The 23,196-nt window shown below is 65.0% G+C and carries 9 protein-coding genes; all 9 read left to right on the top strand.

From position 1 onward, the window contains the following. The 9 genes from BUS12_RS15835 to BUS12_RS15790 all read left to right on the top strand — a co-directional run bounded on the left by BUS12_RS15835 (position 1) and on the right by BUS12_RS15790 (position 23,119). Positions 1-8,091 carry a non-ribosomal peptide synthetase gene (locus tag BUS12_RS15835; RefSeq protein ID WP_074296471.1) on the top strand — a complete coding sequence of 2,697 codons (8,091 nt, stop codon included), beginning with the start codon at positions 1-3 and terminating at the stop codon, positions 8,089-8,091. 70 nt (positions 8,092-8,161) lie between these two features. After that, positions 8,162-9,817, top strand: coding sequence for a cyclic peptide export ABC transporter (locus BUS12_RS15830; protein ID WP_074296470.1), 1,656 nt, complete (start codon positions 8,162-8,164; stop codon positions 9,815-9,817). A 118-nt stretch (positions 9,818-9,935) separates the two neighbouring features. Next, positions 9,936-10,625 (top strand): FadR/GntR family transcriptional regulator, encoded by a 690-nt coding sequence (locus tag BUS12_RS15825; RefSeq protein WP_074296469.1) that lies wholly within the window; start codon positions 9,936-9,938, stop codon positions 10,623-10,625. A gap of 158 nt (positions 10,626-10,783) precedes the next feature. Beyond that, positions 10,784-11,722 (top strand): dihydrodipicolinate synthase family protein, encoded by a 939-nt coding sequence (locus tag BUS12_RS15820; protein ID WP_074296468.1) that lies wholly within the window; start codon positions 10,784-10,786, stop codon positions 11,720-11,722. A gap of 577 nt (positions 11,723-12,299) precedes the next feature. After that, positions 12,300-12,683 carry a hypothetical protein gene (locus BUS12_RS15810; RefSeq protein WP_074296466.1) on the top strand — a complete coding sequence of 128 codons (384 nt, stop codon included), beginning with the start codon at positions 12,300-12,302 and terminating at the stop codon, positions 12,681-12,683. Between the two features lie 20 nt (positions 12,684-12,703). After that, complete coding sequence (araD, locus tag BUS12_RS15805) at positions 12,704-14,461, top strand: L-arabinonate dehydratase (RefSeq protein WP_074296465.1); 1,758 nt, start codon at positions 12,704-12,706, stop codon at positions 14,459-14,461. Between the two features lie 268 nt (positions 14,462-14,729). Then, a complete protein-coding gene (locus BUS12_RS15800) occupies positions 14,730-15,941 on the top strand; it encodes a porin (RefSeq protein ID WP_074297564.1) in 1,212 nt (403 codons plus the stop codon). Positions 15,942-16,129: 188 nt separating this feature from the next. Beyond that, positions 16,130-17,356, top strand: coding sequence for an autotransporter strand-loop-strand O-heptosyltransferase (locus tag BUS12_RS15795; protein ID WP_253190085.1), 1,227 nt, complete (start codon positions 16,130-16,132; stop codon positions 17,354-17,356). 69 nt (positions 17,357-17,425) lie between these two features. After that, positions 17,426-23,119 (top strand): AIDA repeat-containing protein, encoded by a 5,694-nt coding sequence (locus BUS12_RS15790; RefSeq protein WP_083640411.1) that lies wholly within the window; start codon positions 17,426-17,428, stop codon positions 23,117-23,119. Positions 23,120-23,196: the final 77 nt, after the last annotated feature.

The raw sequence follows: 23,196 nt of genomic DNA, 5'->3' as shown, positions 1-23,196 counted from the left end.
ATGGAAAAAGATACCGCGCGACGCATCGCCGAGCGCTTCATCGGATTGACGCCGGAGAAGCGCCGCCTGTTCTGGCAGAAGATGCACGAGCAGGGCATGACGCCGGCGCAGTTGCCGATTCTGGCGCGTGAGCGAGAGGCGCAGCAAGCGTTGCCGGTCTCGTACGCGCAGCAGCGGCAGTGGTTCATGTGGCAGCTTGCACCGGAAAGCAGTGCTTATCATGTGGCGGGTGGTTTGTGGCTGACGGGTCAGGTGGAGGCGAACGCGCTGCGCGCGAGTCTGGAAGCGATCGTGGCGCGGCATGAGGTGCTGCGAACCCGTTTCGTTGCGGATGAAGCGGGGCGGGTCGAGCAGTGGGTCGATGGGCGGGGGCAACTCGACTGGCGCGAAGCGTCGCCGGCCTCTACGCAGATCGATGCGACAGCACGCGCACTGGCGAGCGAACCGTTTGACCTCGCGACAGGTCCGCTGCTGCGCGCGGGACTGTATCGCAGCGAGGCCGGGCGTAGCCTGCTGGTGCTGGCGCTGCATCACATCGTCTCGGATGGCTGGTCGGTGCAGGTGCTGCTGGAGGAACTGGTGGCGCATTACCGCGCGGCCGTGCTGGGTGAACCGCTGTCGCTGGCAACGCTGCCGGTGCAATACGCGGACTATGCCGCGTGGCAGCGCGAATGGCTCGAAGCGGGCGAACGTGAAAAGCAACTGGCGTACTGGCGCAAGGCGCTGGGCGAGACACACCCGGTGCTGGCGTTGCCTACGGACGCGCCACGCCAGGCGCACGCATCGTATCGGGCGGCCCGTCACGGCGTGACACTGCCGGCGGAACTGGCCCAGGCGGTACGCGAGCACGCGCAGCGCAGTTCGACGACGCCGTTCATGGTGCTGCTGGCCGCGTTCCAGGCGCTGCTGCATCGCTATACCGGCGAGGGCGACATCCGCGTAGGCGTGCCAGTGGCGAACCGCAACCGCGTCGAAACCGAGCCGCTGATCGGCTTCTTCGTCAACACTCAGGTGTTGCGTGCCGAGGTGGCCGCACGCGACACACTCGGCGAACTGCTTGAGCGAACCCGGTTGGCGACGCTCGGAGCGCAGGCGCACCAGGACCTACCGTTCGATGTGCTGGTGGATGCGCTGCACACGCAGCGCAGTCTGAGCCACAATCCGCTGTTTCAGGTGATGTTCAACCATCTGCGCAGCGATTACCGTGTACTTGACGCACTGCCGGGGCTCGCCGTCGAATGGTACGAGTTCACGGAGGGCGAGGCGTTGTTCGAACTGACGCTTAACATCGTCGAGAGCACGGATGGCGGTTTATCCGCACAACTGATTTATGCGCGCGAGCTGTTCGACGCGGCGACGATCGAGCGTTTCGGCCATCACTATGTGAACCTGCTGCGCTCGCTCGCGGAGAATTCCGCTCAGGCGGTGGGCGAAGTCGAGTTACTCGATCTCGCAGAACGTGAGCGGTTGCATGACTGGGCACAGGGCACCGGCGCGTCGGATGGCGCGCCGCTCGCGCATCGGCAGTTCGAGGCCCACGCGGCGGCGCAGCCGGATGCGCTGGCCTTGATGTTCGGCGACGAGCGGCTCAGCTACCGCGAGCTAAATGAGCGCGCCAATCGCCTCGCGGCGTACCTGATCCGCGCAGGTGTGGGGCCGGAGGTTCGGGTTGGGTTCGCCATGGCGCGCTCGGTCGAAATGCTGGTCGCGCAGCTTGCGATCCTGAAAGCGGGCGGTGCCTATGTGCCGCTCGATCCAGCGTACCCGGCCGAGCGGCTTGCCTACATGATCGAGGACAGCGGCATCGAACTGCTGCTGGTGCAAACGCACCTGGGGATGGCGCGTCTGCCGCTCTCCGGCGCGCCTGGTACGCTCGATCTCGACACGCTCGATGTCTCGGACGAACCGGTAGACAACCCGACGCGCAATCCAAACGCGGACAACCTGGCCTACGTCGTTTACACCTCGGGATCGACCGGACGGCCGAAGGGTGTGGCGGTCGCACATGGCGCGCTCGCGATGCATTGCCGCGCCGTCGCCGAGCGTTACGAGGTGAGCGCCATGGACCGCTACCTGAATTTTGCATCGGCCAGTTTCGACGCTGCCACGGAACAGTGCCTCGTGCCGCTGATGCACGGCGCCGCGATCGTGCTGCGCGACGACGAAGTGTGGTCCGCGCACCGGCTCGCCGATGAGATTCGCTCGAAGGGCATCTCGGTCGTGAACCTGCCGCCGGCCTATCTCGACGCGTTCGCTCAGTCGACGGAGGCGGGCGCGGTAAGCGTGCGCGTTTGTATCGCAGGCGGCGAAGCATGGTCGAAAGCCGGATTCGAGGCAGTGTGCGGTCATCTAAAGCCGCAACGGGTCTTCAACGCCTATGGGCCATCGGAGACGGTGATCACACCGACGCTCTGGCAGTTCGACACAGCGTCCAACTCAACCGCCGGGTTCGACAGCGGCTATGCGCCGATCGGACGACCGGTCGGCGAGCGCAGTGCCTGGGTGCTCGACGCTCAGATGAACCGTGTACCGCAAGGACTACCAGGCGAGTTGTACCTGGGCGGTCGTGGGATGGCGCGCGGCTATCTGGGCCGCCCGGCGCTGACGGCCGAACGCTTCGTACCCGATCCGTTTGCCGACGAACCCGGTGCACGCCTGTACCGAACCGGCGATCTGGTGCGCTGGCGCCACGACGGGCAACTGGAGTACCTCGGCCGCATCGATCATCAGGTAAAGGTGCGTGGCTTTCGTATTGAGTTGGGCGAGGTGGAGGCGCAATTGCGTGCGCAACCCGGCGTGCGCGATGCCGTGGTCGACGCCCAGGAAGGTCCGGGCGGCACGCGGCTGGTTGGCTACGTGAGCCCGGTGCCGGGATGCACGCTCGATACCGCGGTGCTGCGTGCCGGACTGGCCGCGACACTGCCGGACTACATGGTGCCGGGCGTGCTGATGGTACTCGATGCATTGCCGCTCAATCCGAACGGCAAGGTGGACCGGCGCGCGTTGCCGGCTCCCGCTGCGGTGTCCGCGCTGGAGAGCGGCGAGGCGGCGCAAGGGATTGTCGAGACGCAGCTTGCGGCGATCTGGGCACAGTTGCTGCGGCGCGAACACATCGGCCGTCACGAGAACTTCTTCGAGCTGGGCGGCGATTCGATCATGGGCCTGCAGATTGTCGCTCGTGCACGCCAGGCCGGACTCCTGCTGACGGCCCGGCAAATCTTCGAGCAACAGACCATCGCGCAGCTCGCGACCTGTGCGGTCGCGATTCACAACGTCGACGGGTTACCGGACGACAGCAGCGCGTCCAGCACGATCGAACCGGATGCGCCCGTGCCATTGCTGCCGATTCAGGCCTGGTTCTTTGCCGAGCCGCTGCCGGAGCGTCATCACTGGAATCAGGCCGTGCTGCTGCGCATCGATCAGGCGATCGATACTGCCTGCATGGAGCAGGCCTTGAGGGCCATCGTCGCGCATCACGACTCGTTGCGTTTGCGCTTCGAGCCGTGCGATCCGGTGCATGCGGACGATACCAGCTGGCGGCAACGCTATGCGCGCAGCGAACCCACGACGCTGCTGCAGATTGCGACAGGCGTGCGTACCGCCGCCGTCGAAGCGTTGTGCGATACCGCGCAGCGCACGCTGGATCTGACGCATGGTCCGCTGCTGCGCGCGCTGGCGATGCAGATCGACGACGGTAGCTGGCGTCTGTTTATCGCGATTCATCACCTTGCTGTCGATACCGTGTCGTGGCGGATTCTGCTCGACGACCTGCGGCGCGTTTATATGCAATTGCAAGCGGGTGAAGGCGTGAAGTTGCCGGCGCGGACGACGTCGTACCAGGTGTTCGGAAGGCAGTTGCAGGAGGCAGCGCGCCGGCCGGAGATCGAACAGTATGGTGCATGGTGGCAAGCGCTTGCGGATGTTCCCGCTGCGCTGCCGCCGGGTGCTACGGGTGCGGGGCTTGATCAGCGTGTCGAGGTCAACGCGAATGCTAACGACGGCAACGAATCGACTGCCAAACCGGTCAGCGCAACGGTGCGTTTCGATGCGGCCACAACGAGTCGTCTGCTGCGGGATGCATCGTCGGCCTATCGAACCCAGCTCGCCGATCTGTTGCTAGTTGCGACCGGTCGCGCGCTGTGTCGCTTCGCCGGACGCGACGTCCTGCGCATCGATCTGGAGGGACATGGTCGCGAGACCCACTTCGGCGCGGCGGACCTCAGTCGCACGACGGGCTGGTTCACAGCGGTCTATCCGTTCCGGCTGGCGCCCACCGGCGAGATCGGCGCCGCGCTGAAGCGAGTAAAGGAAGCCCGCCGGGCCGTACCGCACGGTGGCATGAGCTTCGGCATGCTGAAGTATCTGGGAACGCCTGAACAGCGCGCTGCATTGTCGGGCGTCGGTCACGCCGAGGTGCTGTTCAACTATCTGGGCCAGTTCGACGCCACACTCGCCAATGACGCCAACGCTAACATCGACAAGGCCGGCGCGTGGCAACTCGCAAGTGAACGCACCGGCCACGCGCACAGCGAACGCAGCCGCGGCACCCATGCACTCGAAATCGCGGGCCAGGTGCAAGGCGGCGAACTGTCGTTGACCTGGTTGCACGCCAACGGCGAGCGCTACGATGCAGCGACGCTCGAAGCGCTCGCGGAAGATTTTCGCCAGGAACTGCTTGCGGTGCTGGCGCATTGCGAAAGCGGTGCGAGCGGCCTGACGCCTTCAGATGTGCCGCTTGCCGCGCTCGATCAGGCCCAGCTCGACGACTTACCTGTGCCGGCCAGCGAGATTGCGGATCTCTATCCGCTAGCGCCGATGCAGACCGGCATCGTCTTTCACAGCCTGCTCGGGCAGCAGCCGGGCGCGTATGTGAACCAGTTGCGCGTCGATATCGACCGGCTCGATTGCGCGCGCTTCCAGGCGGCATGGGAAGCGGCGGCTGCGCGTCACGACATCCTGCGCACGGGCTTCCTCGCGTTCGACGATGCGCCGCGTCAATGGGTAGCGCGCAGCGTCGCCGTGCCGTTTAGCGTCGAGGATTGGCGCGACGTGAGCGCTCGGGACACCTCGGACGCTCCCGCGCTCGCCACGCGGCTCGACGCTTTCGCGGCGGCGCAGATCGAGCGAGGTTTCGATCTGGCGCGGCCGCCGTTGTGGCGCGTCACGCTGATCCGCACGGCGGCGGAGCGCTATCACCTGGTCTGGACGTTCCATCATGCGTTGCTGGATGGCTGGAGCGCGGCGCAACTGCTTGCGGAAGTGCTCGGTGCGTACGAAGGTCGCAAGCCAACTGAGTCGCCTGCACGCTATAGGCAGTTCATCGCGTGGCTGCAGGCGCGCGGTCACGATGCGGGCGAGGCGTGGTGGCGCGTGCAGATCGGCGGTCTCGATGGCCCGACCTTGCTGGCGAGCGCGTTGGCGAAGCCGGCCGCGGTCGATGCGGCAGACGCAGTGCCTGCGACCACCCACGCTTCAACCACACGCATCTGGGACGCAACACACACGGCACAACTAAGCGCCTTTGCAAAGGCTCAACGCGTGACGCTGAACACGCTGGTGCAAGCCGCCTGGCTCGTGCTGCTGCAGCGCTACACCGGGCAGCGCACGGTGACATTCGGCGCAACCGTGGCGGGTCGCCCGGCATCGTTGGAAGGGGCCGAGCGCACGCTCGGCCTGTTCATCAACACAATTCCCGTGATTGCGACGCCGCAGCCGTCGCTGAGCGTCGGCCAATGGCTCGAACAGATCCAGCAGCACGGCGTCGCGGCGCGCGAACATGAACATGTCGCGCTATACGACATCCAGCGCTGGGCGAAGATCGAAGGTGGGCAAGCGCTGTTCGACAGCCTCGTCGTGTTCGAAAACTATCCGGTCGACGAAATCCTTGAAGCCGCGACGCCGCGTGAACTGCAATTCTCGGGACTGCGTAACGAGGACCGCACGAGCTATCCGCTGACGCTATCGATCAGCCATGGACGACACGCGCGACACACTGACGCGTCACCGGACGGCGAAAGCCTGCGGATCGAATTTGCCTATACGTGCGACGCTTTCGACGCATTGCAGATAGAGCGGCTCGCTGCACATCTGGCCGCGCTGCTCGACGCGTTTGCGGCGAATCCGGCTGCGCCGCTCGGCTCGCTTGCGATGCTGGACGACACCGAACTCGGACAACAGCAGCAATGGGGTGCGGGACCGGAAATCGCGCAGGCGCCTCTGGTGCATCAGCGCATCGCTCGCCAGGCCGAGACATATGGCGCGAAGCAGGCGCTCGTGCTCGACGGCGAGTCGCTCGATTACGACACGCTCGAGCGCCGCACCAACCGGCTCGCGCATCGTCTGCAAGCAGCGGGCGTCGGACCGGAGTCGCGGGTCGGCATTGCCATCGAGCGTTCGTTCGAGATGATCGTCGCGGTGCTCGCCGTACTGAAAGCGGGCGGGGTGTATGTGCCGCTCGATCCGTCGTATCCGGCTGAACGGCTTGCGTTCATGATCGAAGACAGCGGGATCGAGCTGGCGTTGACGTCCGGCGCCTCTGCGGACGCATTGGCGCAGTTCGGCGTGGCATGCATCGACGTGACGCAGTCCGCGTCGCCGGCGAGTGCCTATCCCGATCGCGGACATCACGCGGACGACGCGCCATCCAGTAACGTATCGCGCGACAACCTCGCCTACGTGATCTACACCTCGGGTTCGACCGGCCGCCCCAAAGGCGTCGGCATCACGCACGACGCACTGGCGCAGCATACGCAGGTATCGATTGATCTGTTCGGCGTCACCGCCGAAGACCGCGTGCTGCAGTTCTCCACCTTCAACTTCGACGGCTTCGTCGAACAGGTGTTCGCGACGTTGAGCGTAGGCGCTGCATTGATCCTTCGCGGCCCGCAGTTGTGGAGCAGCGAGCGCTTTCTCTACGAGGTCGCGCAGCAACGCATCACCGTGGCCGATCTGACGACGGCCTACTGGAACGTGCTCGCGCAGGACTTCGCCGTCAATCCGCGTGCGCGCGCCGCTTGCGCAAGCCTGCGCCGCGTGCATGCGGGCGGCGAGGCGATGCCGGCCGACGGCATCCTCGCATGGCGCATGGCGGGCCTCGCCCACGTCGCGCTCGCGAACACCTACGGGCCAAGCGAAGCAACCGTCACAGCAAGTGCGTTCGATTGCTCGCCCTATCTGCAGGCGGCAGCCGAAGTGCCGGCGCAGATCTCGATTGGTGGGCCTCTCGCGGGGCGCTCGCTGCGGGTGCTCGACGCGCAGCTCAATCCGGTGCCGGTTGGCGTCGCGGGGGAGCTGTGCATCGGCGGTGCGCTGCTCGCGCGCGGTTACCATGGGCGAGCGGGTTTGACGGCCGAGCGCTTCATCGCCGACCCGCATGCCGCATCGCCCGGCGGCCGGCTGTATCGAACCGGCGACCTGGTGCGCTGGAATGCACACGGCACGCTCGACTATCTGGGCCGTCTCGATCATCAGGTCAAGGTGCGCGGTTTTCGCATCGAGCTGGGCGAGATCGAGGCGCAGTTGCTGCGGCTTCCCAAGGTGCGCGAGGCAGTGGCGGTGGTCCGCGAGGGCACAGGCGGCGCCCGCGTGCTGGCCTACGTGGCAGCCGCGCCCGACGCGCAACTCGACGGCGCGACGTTGCGCGCGAGTCTCGCCGCCACGCTGCCGGACTATATGGTGCCGTCTACCGTGCTGGTACTGGATGCGTTACCGTTGAATCCGAACGGCAAGATCGACCGGCACGCGCTGCCTTTACCGGGCGCGCATGAAGCGGTGGCGGCCGGGATGAGCGAAGCGGCCGACCCGCCGCAAGGCGAACTGGAAACCGCGCTTGCCGCGATCTGGTCAACGGTGCTCGACGTACAACCCGTGCAGCGCAGCGACCGCTTTTTCGAACTCGGCGGCCACTCGCTGGCGGCGATGCAGGTGCAAGCGTCGATCCGGCGCACGCTCGGCATCGACGCGCAGCTCGCGGATCTGATGAATAATCAGCCGCTGTACCGGTTGGCGCAGACGCTCACGTCCACCGGCCGGGTCGCGCAAGACGACGATGCGATGGCCGCCGAAATGCAGGATATTCTCGCGGAGCTATGACGATGGTTCGGCCAGTCATGCGCAACGCGAACACGCTGGGCGCTTTCAATCACTTCAAAAAAAGGTTTTCATGTCCCTGCTATTGACCCTGGTCCGGCAATCCCGCTGGATTCTGCTGCTCGCGCTGATCACGAGTGTGGTCGGCGGTCTGAGCAACGCCGCGCTCGTCGCGATCATCAATCAGGCACTCGGCGTATCGGCCGACAAGCTGCCGGAACTCGGCTGGCGTTTCCTGCTGCTGGCGCTCGCCGTGCTCGTCACCCGCACGCTGTCGCAGACCTTCTTCGTGCGGCTTGGACAAAGCACCAAAGCCGCGCTGCGCATGCGGACCATCCGCAGCGTCACTGAGGCTTCCTATCAAAACCTGGAGCGCCAGGGTGGCGCAAGGGCAATGGCCGTGCTGACCCAGGACCTCGATACGATCGTCGTGTTCTTCCTGAGCGTGCCGACGCTCGCGATGAACGGCTCGATCGTGCTGGGCTGTCTCGCGTATCTCGGCTACCTCTCGTGGCAGATTCTGCTGTTCGCGCTGGTGACGATCCTGATCGGCTCGCTCGGCTTCCATCTGGCTAATACGCGCGCCATGTTCCATTTGCGCAGTTCGCGCAAGCGAGAAGACGATCTGGTGGGCGACTTCCGTTCGCTGTTCGACGGCGCGAAGGAGTTGAAGCTGCACCGCCGCCGCAGGCAGGCCTTCGTCGACGATTCGCTCGCGGCCAGCGTCGAAGCCGTGCGTGTGCAGCGTACGCGCGGCTATGTGCTGTACACGGCGGCGGCCAGTTGGGGCAGCATGATCTTTCTGGCCTTTATCGGCTGCGTGCTGTTTCTTTTGACGCGCATCTATCCGGTGCAGCCGCATGTGCTGTCCGGTTACGCGGTGATCTTCCTGTACATGATCATGCCGATCGAAAGCCTGTTGTCGTCGATTCCGTCGCTTAGTTCGGCTAAGGTCGCGCTGGAACGCATCGATCAGGTCAGCCGCGATCTGCCGCGCGAGGACGTGTTGCCGGCCGAATCCGCGCATGCGTTCGAGAGCATCGCCTTGAAGCACGTGACGCACAGCTATTTCCGCGAGAAAGAAAACGAGGTGTTCACGCTTGGCCCGGTGAGCCTGACGTTCAAGCCCGGCGAACTGGTGTATCTGATAGGCGGCAACGGCAGCGGCAAGACCACGCTTGCCAAGATGCTGGTCGGTCTCTATGCGCCGGAAGGCGGCGAGATTCTGCTGAACGGCCAGGCGATAGGCGAGGCCGAGCGCGATATCTATCGTCAGCACTTCTCGGTCGTGTTCAACGACTTCTTTCTGTTCGACCAGTTGCATGGCCTGCATATCGAGGGTCTCGACGCGCAGGCGCAGCAGTTGCTCGAACTGCTGCATCTCGAACACAAGGTCACGATTCGCGATGGCCGCCTGTCGACGATCAATCTGTCGCAGGGGCAGCGCAAACGTCTCGCGCTACTCGTCGCGTATCTCGAGGATCGTCCGTTCTACGTGTTCGACGAATGGGCCGCCGACCAGGACCCAACCTTCAAGGACGTGTTTTACCGCCGCCTGTTGCCCGATCTGAAGGCAAAGGGCAGAACCGTGCTGGTGATTACCCACGACGATCGTTACTTCGGACTCGCGGATCGCTACATCAAGCTCGACTACGGCCGGGTGGTCGAGGAAGGTCCGGGCGCCGATCTGCAACACCAACCGGCGAGCGCGGCGGTGGAGGCACGCTGACGACACGCGGGTCCGCTCAGGTCCGGTCGTGGCTTAAGTTGTTTACCACTATGCGCTTCCAGTAAAAGTGGTCGTACAATTATTGTCTGGCGTGACAACTTCAGACGATTCCTCGGCCATGATCGAACACAAATCGCCCGGCATGCCGGGAAGGGTCTATAGCGACATCCTGAATCGCATCATCGACGGCGAGTATCGGGAAGGGGACCGCCTGCCGAGCGAGCACACGCTGGCCGAGCGCTTCGAGACCTCGCGCCCGACCGTGCGCGAAGCGCTAGCCCAGTTGCGGGCGGACGGCATCATCGCCACCCGGCAAGGCTCCGGCACGACGGTGAGGCGCCGGCCGGATCCCGACCTGCGCCGCTTTGCGCCGCTCGAAACCTTGTCGGATGTGCGGCGCTGCTATGAGTTTCGCGTGATGACCGAGGTAGGCGGCGCGTCGCTCGCCGCGCAGAAGGCCGACGAGGCCGATATCGACGCCATCCAGCAGGCCTGGGACACGCTCCAGCAAGTGATTCATAGCGAAGGCGTCGGTGCTCGCGATGATTTTGCGTTTCATCTGGCCGTGGCGCGCGCGTCGAAGAATCAGTTCTTCATCACGGCGCTGTCCTTCATTCACGAGCAGGTCGAATCGAGCATGAACCTGTCGCGCAAGCTCTCGCAGGCGAAGTCGGTCGAGCGGCAGCGCCTCGTCCAGGCGGAACATCTCGCCGTGCTCGATGCGATCCGGCGGCGCGACTCGCGTGGCGCGGAACGGGCCATGCGGGAGCATCTGGCCAACGCCATGGAGCGGATGGTGGGGGCTTAGGCTGTGCCTTGAAGCGGCAGGGAGCCGCCATGCGCCGCCCGCCGATTTCCCCGACGAAAACGAGAATTCGATTGATTTGTCATGTTGTTTGACAACATAACGATCGCAATGCTACCGTTCAGCCTGTCAATCAATTCCGACAAGAGACAAGAGACCCCATGAACGTGTCCCCAATCGTCGAGAGCGAATTTGCCTCGACCGTGATGGCTGTGCCGCCGCTGGCGCGCCGCGCCGACCTGTCGATCGACGCCAACGAAAATCTGAAGCTGATCCGGCACATCGAGGCGGGCGGTGTCCGCACGCTGCTGTACGGCGGCAACGCGAATTTCTATCACGTCGCCGTCAGCGAATACCGCGAGCTGCTCGACATGCTCGCGCAAAGCGCCGGCCCGGACACGCGGGTCATCCCGGCGATCGGCCCGGACTACGGCAAGATGCTCGACCAGGCGCGGATCCTCGCGCAGACCTCGTATCGCACGGCGATGGTGCTGCCGCTCGGCGGCTTTACCACGTCGGAAGGCGTCGAAGCGGGCCTCACGCGGATCGTGGACGCAGCGGGCATCCCGCTCACGCTGTACATCAAGAGCGAGAACTACGTCGACGTGGATACGCTCGCCCGGCTGGTCGACCGCGGCACGCTGATCGCGGTCAAGTACGCCATCGTGCGCGACAACCCCGCGCAGGACGCCTACCTGCGGCGCCTGCTGGAAAGCGTCAACCCGGCGCGCGTCGTGTCGGGTATGGGCGAGCGCCCGGCGCTCGTCCATGTGCGCGACTTCGGGCTGGCTTCATGGACGACGGGTTCGGGCTGCATCGCGTCGCACTCGGTGACCGCGCTGCTGCGCGCCGCGAAGGAAGGGCGAGCCGTCGATGCCCAGCGTATCTACGACGCGTTCATGCCGCTCGAAACGCTGCGCGACAACATTTCGCTGATCCGCGTGCTGCACGATGCCGTGACGTTCTCGGGTATCGCCGACATGGGCGCGATCCTGCCGCTGCTAAGCGCCACGCCGAAGGAACACCACGCCGCGGTCGATGCCGCGACCCAGGCCCTGCTCGCATTCGAACGCAATCTCGCGGCGAGCGCGTCAGCCTAAGCCTTAGCCGCTGCGGTGCTGCATGAGGACTGCGAGTGCCGCGACGGCTCGCGGTCTGCAGCGGCGCCTGCATGGTCGCCAGCGAGGCTGGCGACCGTAAAGATCCGTTTCTCCCATTGCAGGAGAAACACCCCTTATCCCGCGTTGCCCGCTCGAACCTCGCAACGTGGTTTGCCGCCCCATTGATCTTGCCGATCGCCTTGTGTGACAGGGAGGTCCGCGTTCGCACGTGCGTCGCTCTCTGCCGTTGCGCCTTGATCGACCTGCAAGCGCAGGCGGCATGGCGTCAGCCCTGATGAGTGGCGCATATTTGTCTTACCAGTGGTGATTGACATCCCGGATGTTAGGCTTTGACAACCCTGCAACATTGGGGTTTTCCTGATTTACGATGGTAAACACAATAAAAACAATGGGTTGTGGCTAATTTCCTCAAGTTGCCGAAGGGATGGGGTTTGTATAGTTGCTTGACATCATTGTGCGTGGTTAGGTATGTTCGCTCATCGGACCGCCTCGCGCGGGAATTCGTCAGGCATCTGACGGACGGACTGTCCAAATAACAAGAAGGTTAGGAGACGAAATGTTCGACTCGGGTGGGTTGTCAGTCAAATCTCCGGATGCGTGGTTTGCATTCGGCGTCGACCTTGCCGCCGACGCGAACGCGGCCCAGCCCGCATCGCAGAACATTGACAACTTCTCGAGCGATCACAGGCTCACACAGGAAAGCATCTTCGGGTTGAAGGCAGCACGCCCGAGCCACCTTTCCACTATCCCGACCACTGAAGCGCCAGCGCCGCAATCGCCCGTCAACACCAGGGCAGTGCAGGTCGCAGGCGACCGCGGCATCGCACTCCTTTCACCCAGCGCCGACGCGTGTGTTGCCTGCGTCGAGTCGACCCTGCGGTGGGCCATGCGGGTCCGGCTTCCGACCATGTCATCTTGCGGCGGGCGCTTTACCGACTAAGTTTTCTGGAGCACTACGAAGTGAGCACGAAGAGAAAGACCCCTGAAGAATTGCGCAGCCACCGCTGGTATGGCGTGAATGACCTGCGTTCGTTCGGCCACCGTTCGCGCACGTCGCAGATGGGCTACAGCCGTGAGGAGTACGCGGGCAAGCCGGTGATCGCAATCCTGAACACGTGGAGCGAGATGAACCCGTGCCACACGCACTTCAAGCAGCGTGTGGAGGAAGTGAAACGGGGCATCTGGCAGGCCGGTGGCTTTCCGATCGAGCTGCCGGTGCAGACGCTCTCCGAGCCGTTCCAGAAGCCCACGACGATGCTGTACCGCAACTTCCTCGCCATGGAAGCGGAGGAAACGCTGCGCTCGTACCCGGCTGACGGCGTGGTGCTGATGGGCGGCTGCGACAAGACCACACCGGCGCTGCTGATGGGCGCGATCTCGATGGACCTGCCGACCATCTTCCTGCCGGCCGGCCCGATGCTGAACGGCAACTGGAACGGCGTGACGCTGGGTTCGGGTTCGGACACGTGGAAGTACTGGGCGGACCTGCGCGCGGGCAAGATCACCGAGCAGGACTGGCAGGGCGTGGAAGGCGGCATTGCGCGCTCGCCGGGCCACTGCATGACGATGGGCACGGCGTCCACCATGACGAGCGCCGCGGAAGCGCTGGGCTTCACGCTGCCGGGCTTCGCTTCGATTCCGGCACCGGATTCGCGCCACGCGCAGATGTCGGCGAAAACCGGCATGCGGATTGTCGAGATGGTGTGGGAGGACCTGAAGCCGTCGGACATTATCACGGCGGGTTCGATTGATAACGCCGTCACCACGTGCCTGGCGCTATCCGGCTCGACCAATGCGATCGTCCACATGATCGCGCTGGCGCGCCGCGCCGGCATCGACCTGACCCTGAACCGCTACGACGACATCTCGCGTCATACACCGGTGCTGGCGAACATCCGCCCGACCGGTTCGTACCTGATGGAGGACTTTTACTACGCCGGCGGCCTGCAGGCGATGCTGGCCGAACTGGGTGAGCTGATCGACCGTTCGCAGAAGACGGTGAACGGGCGCACGCTCGGCGAGAACCTTGAAGGCGCAAAGATCTTCAACGACGACGTGATCCGCCGCCGCGCGGCGCCGCTGTTACCGAACAACGGTCTCGCGGTCCTGCGCGGCAATATCGCGCCCGACGGCGCGGTGATCAAGCCGGGCGCGGCCGATCCGAAGCTGCATGTGCATACAGGCCGTGCGGTGGTGTTCAGGGACTACAACGACATGGCGGCACGTATCGACGACGACGCGCTCGACATCGACGAGAGCTGCGTGATCGTGCTGCAGCATGCGGGTCCGGTGGGCGCGCCGGGGATGCCGGAGTGGGGCCAGTTGCCGATTCCGAAGAAGCTGCTGCAAAAGGGCGTGCGCGACATGCTGCGGATTTCCGATGCACGCATGAGCGGCACGAGCTACGGGGCGTGCGTGCTGCACGTGGCGCCGGAGTCGTTCATCGGCGGACCGTTTGCGCTGGTGCAGGACGGCGACCTGATCGAGCTCGACGTGCCGCAGCGCAAGCTGAACGTGCTGGTGCCGGACGAGGAACTGGCGCGGCGCAAGGCGGCGTGGGTGGAACCGGAGCCGCGCTTCACGCGTGGCTATGGCGCGATGCATCAGGTGCATGTGATGCAGGCCAACAAGGGCTGCGACTTCGACTTCCTGCAACGCGAAGGTGCGGGCGGCGCGGCGAGCTGCGGCGGCGCTGCAGCCGAGCCGGAGATTCACTGAGTTAGCTAACGGTGCCGCTGTTCGAAACCACGCGGTTCGAACAGCGGCACTAGCGTCGGAGATCACCCGACCGAAAAAGTTTTGGGCAGTCAGGCCGCGCGCAGGAGACCAGGCGGCGAAACCTACGATAAGGACTGCATATCGTGCCGATCGACTTACCGGCGGATGTGCGTCAACGAGAGCGAATACTGGGTGCCCGATGGCGGCCAGGCAATTTCGTGCGGCATAACGTGCCGCCATAACTCCAATGACAACAAAGGACGATCTGATGAAAAAGCGTTACCACAAAGAAGCCACGCTGGCCGTTGCCGGCGTGGCGGCCATGCTCGCTACGGGCGGAGCCTTCGCGCAGAGCAGCGTGACCCTCTACGGGGTGATCGATACCGGCATCGGTTATCTGAGCAGCCAGGCGCCTTCGACGGGCGCAACGAAGGGCGGTCAATCGGTGTTCAAGATGATCGAAGGGGTCTGGGGCGGCGAGCGCTTCGGGTTCAAGGGTAGCGAAGATCTCGGCGGCGGCACGAAGGCGATCTTCCAGCTCGAAGAAGGCTTCAACGCCGACACCGGCGCAGAAAGCAAGTCGGGCCTGATGTTCAGCCGCGCTTCCTGGGTAGGCCTGAGCAACGACACCTACGGTACGTTCACGGCCGGCCGCCAGTACACGCCTTACTACAACATGCTCGCGCAGTACGGCCCGACGCCGTGGCTGACCGGCGCATACGGCGCTCACCCGGGCGACCTCGACGCCCTCGATACCGACTACCGCGTCAACAACTCGCTCGTCTACACGACGCCGACCTTTGGCGGCCTGAAGCTGAGCGGCATGTATGCACTGGGTGGCGTGGCGGGCAGCACCAACCTGGGCTCGTCCTGGAGCGTGGGTGCGCAGTATCTGGCGGGTGCCGCGGGCATCGGCGTCGGTTTCGCGCGCTTTAACAATGCGACCGAAGGCGGCGGCGCATGGAGCTCCAGCTCCACGGCGTATTCGGGCACGGGCGAGCAAGGTGAATCGAGCATCACGAACGGTTACCAGAACGCAGCGGCGCAACAGCGCTTCGCGGTGACGGGTGGCTATCAGTTCAACTCGCAATGGGATGTCTCGGCGTCGTATTCGAACGTGCAATACATCGCCGGCCCGAATTCCGGTTTCTCGACGACCGCCATCTTCAACACCGGCGGCGCCGTGCTCCACTACCGTCCGGTGGTGTCGTGGGACTTCGCAGCAGGCTATAGCTACACGCGTGCAACCCAGGCGAACGGTGTCCAGGATGCTGCGAGCTATCAACAGATCAACCTGACCGAGCTCTACAACCTGTCCAAGCGCACCCGTATCTACGTGCTGGAAGCGTACGAGCGCGCCAACGGCCAGACGATCAACGGCGGCAAGGTGGTCACCGCCACGGCAGCGATCGGCGAACAGTCCGCTGCATCGAGCCGCAGCCAGTTCGCGGCGACGATCGGTATCAATCACCAGTTCTGATGCAGTAGCAGCTTGATGGCGGGGGCATTTTTCGACGTTCCCGCCATCGCGCCGAATCTTACTTGGCCCTGTCAATTATTTAGTCATGCTTACGTATTGACGGGTAATCGACAGGTCCGACGCTGTTCGAGGCAGTTTGAATTGCCGGGTCTGGAGACGCGCCAGGCATGGCATGTGGAGCGAGACCCGTGAAAAAGAAGCCTGTGCCCATCGAGAGCACGAACGCCAATTCCACTGCTGCAAAGCCCATCGTGGTGGGAAATTTCCGCGCGCCGGCCGCGACACCGACCCAGCAGGGCAGCCAGGGCATCCGTTTCGACTTTAACGACGGCTGCCGGATCGCGCTGCCGGAGGGCGACTGGCAGGTGCGTTTGAGCGACGCCCTGACCAACAACACCTTGTACGAAACGCAGATCAAGGCGGGCGTGGTAGCGAGCAGCAAGAAGTACTACGTGCCGTTTGAGATCCAGATTCGTTCGGGGGATACGGAAGTCTTGCGGCACCGCTTCGACTGCAGTGATCAGAACGTCCTGATCCAGTTTCCGGTCGGCACACTGGGCGACCTGATTGCCTGGTTCCCCTACGCCGTCAAGTTCGGCGAACAGCATCTCTGCCGGTTGACCTGCGCGATGGGTGCGCCGGTCATCGCGCTATTCAAACAGTTGTACCCTTCGATCACCTTCGTGACGCCCGACGAGATCCAACCGGACGACTACTACGCCACCTACAACATCGGCCTGTACTTCGACGACGAACAGAACGTGCGGCAGCCGAGCGATTTCCGGCTGGTAGGTTTGCATCGGACAGCCGGCTATATCCTCGGCGTCGATCCGGACGAGACGCCTCCTCATATCGATCTGCCGGACGACACCCGGCCGATCCCCGAAAAATACGTCTGCATTGCGGCGCAGAGCACGACGCAGTGCAAGTACTGGAACAACCCGTCGGGCTGGCGCGAACTCGTGCAATTCCTGAAAGATCACGGCTACCGCGTGATCTGCGTGGACCAGAAGGCCACGCATGGGACGGGCATGGTCTGGAATCACATCCCGTATGGCGCGGAAGATCAGACCGGCGACCGCCCGCTCGCTGAGCGTGCGCGCTGGCTCAAGCATGCGGAATTCTTCGTGGGCTTGAGCAGCGGCCTGTCGTGGCTGGCGTGGGCGGTCCGTACACCGGTGGTGATGATCAGCGGTTTTACCCATCCCACCAACGAATTCCAGACGCCGTACCGCGTCATCAATTACCACACCTGCAATAGCTGCTGGAACGACGTGCGCGTGATGTTCGACCACAAGGATTTCCTGTGGTGTCCGCGCCATGCCGGTACGCCCCGGCAGTTCGAGTGCACCCGCCTGATTACGACCGAACAGGTCAAGAACGTGATTCGCCGCATACCGGTGTTCGCCGCATAGCAGGACAGCGTTTTCCGCGCGGCTCGCGTTGCATAAAAAAATCGATAGAGCACACAGGGGACAGAGGCAATGAAAAGCTTGAGTTGGCGCAGAAAATATGGAGTCCGACATTTCGGCAGGAAACGGCTCGACTTGTCGCGGCTGGTGCGGCTGCTGATAGGCGTCGCGGCGTTGCAGACGATCGTCATGCCGGCGCACGCGCAGACCTCGGTGACGTCGGGCGTGACCTCGACAGGGGTGACGGTGACCGCGGGCGACAACCAGATCGTCGATGGCGGCGGCCTTGCCATCGGTTCGTTCGTTTCGTCCGGGGGCACGCAGATCGTCTCGTCGGGCGGCGTGGCTAGCAGTTCGGTGGTCTCGTCGGGCGGCACCCAGTTTGTATCGTCCGGTGGTGTGGCGTACGGCGCCACGCTTCTCGCGACGTCCGCTAACCAGACGGTTTCCGCCGGCGGCGTCGCCAGCAACACGGTGGTGTCGGGCGGCAAGCAGGCGGTATCGAGCGGCGGCGTGGCGTATGACACCGTGGTGAGTTCCGGTGGCTCGCTCTATGTGAGTTCGGGCGGCACGGCCGTCTCCGCCGGTGTTTTCCTGGGCGGCAAGATCGTGGTCGGCAGTACCTCCGGCGGCGGCGTGACCAGCAATACGACGGTGCAGTCGGGTGGCCAGGAAGTCTTGTCGTCGGGCGGCGTGGCGTCGGCCACGGAGGTGATGTCGGGCGGCTCGCTGGTCATGTCGGGCGCGGGCACCAGCTATGCAACCACGGTATTTGCCGGCGGCAGCGAGAAAGTGGCAAGCGGCGGCACGGCGATCGGCACCGTGTTGAGCGGCGGCACCTTGGGGGTGGCTTTGTCGGGCGTGGCCAGCGGCACGACAGTCGGCGGCGGCACGACCTCCAGCGGGACGACGATGCTCGGCCAGTTGAACGTGTCGGCGACGTCGGGCAGCGCAGGTTCCGCGTTCGATACGACCGTGATCAGCGGCGGCAGCCTGCAGGTGGTCTCGGGCGCGTACATCAGCGGCACGACGGTCAACAGCGGTGGCAGCGTGTCGCTGCAATGGGGTGTGGCAAGCGGCACGATCGTCAACAACGGCGGGACGCAGACCGTCTGGGACGAGACCAGCGTCGCCTCAGCCGGTACGTCGTTCGCGACGGTGGTCAACAGCGGCGGCATGGAAGTGGTGTCGTCGGGCGGCAGCGCCATCGGCACGAGCATCAGCGGGGGCACGCAAAGCGTGAGCTTGAGCGGCTCGGCCATCAGCGCCTCGGTCGACAGCGGCGGTACACAAACGGTGGCGGCTGGCGGGACGGCATCCGATACCTCGGTGAACACGGGCGGCAGCGAGGTGCTGTCGTCCGGTGGTGTGGCAAACAGCACCACGGTCAACGGCAGTGGCACGCAGGATGTGCTGTCAGGCGGGGTGGCCAGCAACACGGTGGTGACGAGCGGCGGCGAACTGAGCGTGCAGGCGGGCGGCAGCGCCACGGGCGTCGTGCAGAGCGCCGGCGCCGCGCTCGACGTGAACACGGCGGATACGCTATCGGGTACCTACGTCTCGTCGGGATCGAGCAGCGCGTTCTCGATTGCGAACAATACGGCCTCGAACCTGATCGTCGAAGACGGCGGCAACCTGGCCGTGCTCGACGGCGGTATCTCGCTCAACACGGTGGTCAACAGCGGCGGCAGCGAAGTGGTGTCGTCGGGCGGGATGGCGAGCGGCACCACCATCAACAGTCATGGTGCGCAGGATGTTTTGTCCGATGGTGCGACCATCAATGCGACCGTCAACAACGGCGGCACGCAAAGCGTGGAGATGGGCGGCTCGGCGCTCGACACCGCGGTCAACAGCGGCGGCAGCCAGGTGGTGTCGTCGGGCGGCGCGGCAAGCGGCACCGTGCTCAATAGCGGCGGCGCGCTGAATGTGCAGACGGGCGGCAGCGCGACCGGCGTCGTGCAGAGCGCCGGCGCGGCGCTGGAGGTCAACACGTCCGCTACGCTCGCCGGCACTTATGTGTCGGGCGCATCGTCCAGTACCTACTCGATTGCGAATAACACGGCCTCCAGCGTGGTGGTCGAGAACGGCGGCAGCCTGGCCGTGCTTGACGGCGGTACATCGCTCAACACGGTGGTCAACAGCGGCGGCAGCGAAGCGGTGTCGTCGGGCGGCGTGGCCAGCGGTACGACCATCAACAGCAGCGGCACGCAGGACATTCTCTCGGGCGGCCTCACGGTCAGTCCGAACGTCAACAGCGGCGGCACGCAAAGCGTCGCTAATGGTGCGGTGGCGAGCGGCACCGTGGTGAACAACGGCGGGACGCAGAACGTGAGCTCGGGCGGCTCGGCCGTGGGCGGCGCCATCAACAGCGGTGGCATGCAAAACGTCGCGGATGGCGGCACGGCGATCGGCACGGCGGTGAACAGCGGCGGCACGCAAAACGTGGCGAGCGGCGGCACCGTCACCAGCGGCATCGTGAATGCCGGCGGGACGCAAAACGTGACGTCGGGCGCGACGGTCAACGACGTCATCCTCGACGGCACCGAGAACACCTTGTTGCCGCCGGTGATCCTGCCGCAATCGGGTGGGGCCGTGCAGGACGTGTCGAGCGGCAGCAACGTCAGCGGCACCGTCGTGAACAGCGGCGGCACCCAGGTGGTGTCGTCCGGCGGTGTGGCCGGTGGGACGCTCGTCAACAGCGGCGGCATGCTGAGCGTGCAGGCAGGCGGCAGCGCCACGAACGTGGTGCAGAGCGCCGGTGCGGCGCTGATTGCCAACACCTCGGACATTCTGTCGGGATCCTATGTATCGTCGTCCGGCTCGACGAACGCGTTCTCGATTGCGAACAACCTCGCTTCCGCGGTGGTGGTGGAAGACGGCGGCAGCCTCTCGGTGCTGTCCGGCGGTTCGTCGCTGCGCACGCTGGTGAATAGCGGCGGCAGCGAAGTCGTGTCGGCGGGCGGCGTGGCGACCAGCACGACGGTCAATGCCAGCGGTGCGCAGACCGTGATGTCCGGTGGCCTTGCGGTCAGCGCAAGCGTCAGCGGTGGCGGCGTGCAAACCTTGTCGGGCGGCGTGGCCAGCGCCACCGTGATCAATAGCGCCACGCAGAACATCCTCTCGGGCGGCACGGCGATCAGCACCACCGTCAACAACGGCGGCACGCAGAGCGTGTCGAACGGCGGGCTGTCCATCAGTGCGGTGGTCAGCAGCGGTGGCGTTGAAGTGGTGTCGTCTGGCGGCGTGGCGCGGGACACGACGATCAGCAACAGTGGGACGCAGAACATCCTGTCGGGCGGTGCGGCGATCAGCGCGACCGTCGACGGCGGCGGCATGCAGTCCGTAGCAAGCGGCGGTACCGCGCTCGATACGCTGGTGGCCAGCGGCGGCACGCAGAACGTCAGCGCAGGCGGGATCGTCAGCGGGACCACCATTGAGGTCGGCGGTATTCAGAACGTGCAGTCCGCGACCGTCACCAGTTCGGTGGTCAGCAGCGGCGGCACGCAAACCGTCGCGAACGGTGGCCTCGCCATGGGCAGCGTGGTGAGCAGCGGCGGCAGCCAGACGGTGTCGGCTGGCGGTGTTGCAAGCGGCACCACGGTCGATGCCAGCGGGACGCAAACGGTCGCGAGCGGCGGCACAGCCGCCGGCAGTGTGGTCAACAGCGGCGGCAACCAGAACGTGTCGTCGGGCGGCGTGGCAAGCGCGACGACCATCAACGCGAGCGGCACGCAAACCGTGACGAACGGCGGCACCGCAAGCGGGGGCGTGGTCAATAGCGGCGGCACCCAGGTGGTGTCGTCCGGCGGCGTGGCGACCGCGGCGACGGTCAACAGCGGCGGCAGCCAGAGCATCGTCTCGGGCGGCACGGCGAACCAGACGACAGTGGGCAGCGGCGGCTCGCAACTGGTGCTGGCCGGCGGCGTCTCCAACGACGCGGTGGTGAACAGCGGCGGCTATCAGTACATCGACGGTGTCGTCGAAGGCTATGCGTATAGCGCCACCGTGAACAGCGGCGGCGTGCAGGAGGTCGCGGCCGGCGGCACGGCACAAAACACGCTCGTGGCGGGCGGCACGCAGCAGGTCGACTCCGGCGGTACGGCAACCAGCACCACGGTGAATAACGGCGGTGTGCAGGACATTCTCGCCGGCGGCTCCGCGTCGTTCACCACGGTATCGTCGGGTACGGTGATCGTCGACGGCACGCTCAGCAACGTCACGGTGGGCGCCGGCGCGATCGTCAGCGGCACGGGGACGGTCACGCCCGGTCTGACCATGACGAGCGGCAGCACGCTAGTGCAGAGCACGCTCGGCGCGGGGCTGCATGTGAGCGGCACGCTGAGTCTCGAGAGCGGCTCCACCTACAACGTGACGGTGAACGCGGGCGGCGCGAGCGCCGGCGCAGTTGTGACGGGCAACCTGACGATCGGCTCGGGGGCGGTCCTCACGCTGACTTCGCTCAGCGGCAGCTATTCGATTGGGACCGCATACACGGTGCTGACCTATACCGGTCTGCAGACGGGCGCGTTCGGCACGGTGACCTCCAACTTCGCCTACCTGACACCGAGCGTCAGCTATTCGAGCGGGGCCGTCACTGTCACGCTGGATGCGCCGGGCGCAACGGGTACCTCTACAACCACCACGACGGGCACGACCGGCAACGCCAGCGGCGCGTTCAGCTTCGCCCTGCCAGGCGACGCGACCAATCAGAACAACGTGGCGGCCGCACTGAGCACGATCTACGGCAAGGGCGGCAGCGCGGTCACGAAAGCGTTGCTCGTGACGACCACGGCGCAAGCCTATCGCGCGCTGGGCCAGTTGTCCGGCGCCGACGCCGTGCCGTTCAGGCAGATTGCCGAGGCGCGCACCGGAGAGGCGCAGGACACGGTCGCACAACGTCTGGCAGGTACCGACGCCACGACCCAGCACGGCCTATGGGTCAGCGCCGATTATCAGCAGGCTTCGATTGACGGTAACGGCACCGTGGGGAGCAACCCCTACGACGACCATTCCGCCGCCATCACGCTGGGCTACGACCAGACGCTGACGCAGACCGTGCGGGCAGGCGCCGCGCTGATGCTCAACAACGACATCGTGGACTTCTCCAATGACGGCTCCAGCGCCCGCACCGACGGCGTGCAAGCGGAACTGTACGGCTCCTGGACACCGGCCGGCAGCCTGCTGTACGCGACGGGTATCGCCGGGCTGGGGTACTGGAACAACCGGCTCTCGCGCGAGGTGAGCGTCGGCGCTGTGTCGAACCAGGACACGTCAACCTTCAACACTACAAGCATGGCGCTGTACGGCGAAGCGGGCATGAACCTCGCCTACACCGTCGGTACCGTGCAGCCCTATGTCGCGCTGACAGCCGGCCACTACGCGCAGCAGAGTGCAACGGAGGGCGGCGGCGTGACGGCGCTGACCTATGGATCGGCCAACACCAACGCGCTCTCCAGCATCCTCGGCGCGCGCTTCCTGAAACAGGGTGTCTGGCTGTTTGGCCATGCCTTCGATCTGCAGGCCGGCGTGTCGTGGGAGCACCGCCTCACCGGCGCGGATCAATCGCTCACGGCTGCGTTTGCCGCTTCGCCGGGAGAGACCTGGCAAGTGTTCGGCACGCCGTCGGATCGCGACGCGGCGAAGCTGGATCTCGGCGCCGACTGGCAAGTGGGCTCGCGCACCAAGGTGTTCGCGAAGCTGGGTGTCGAATACGGCACCCACACGCATGACTACGGTGGAGAGCTAGGGGCGCAATGGAAGTGGTAAGTCAGCGCCGCGCGGGCAAGCCGGAGCCGGCATGGCCGGCTTGCCGCGAGAACAGAACAGACACAATTGAAGGAGAC

This window comes from Paraburkholderia phenazinium (assembly GCF_900142845.1).
Classification (GTDB): Bacteria; Pseudomonadota; Gammaproteobacteria; order Burkholderiales; family Burkholderiaceae; genus Paraburkholderia; species Paraburkholderia phenazinium_A.
The sequence above is the reverse complement of the archived record's forward strand: the minus strand, read 5'-3'. Positions and strand labels throughout refer to the sequence as shown.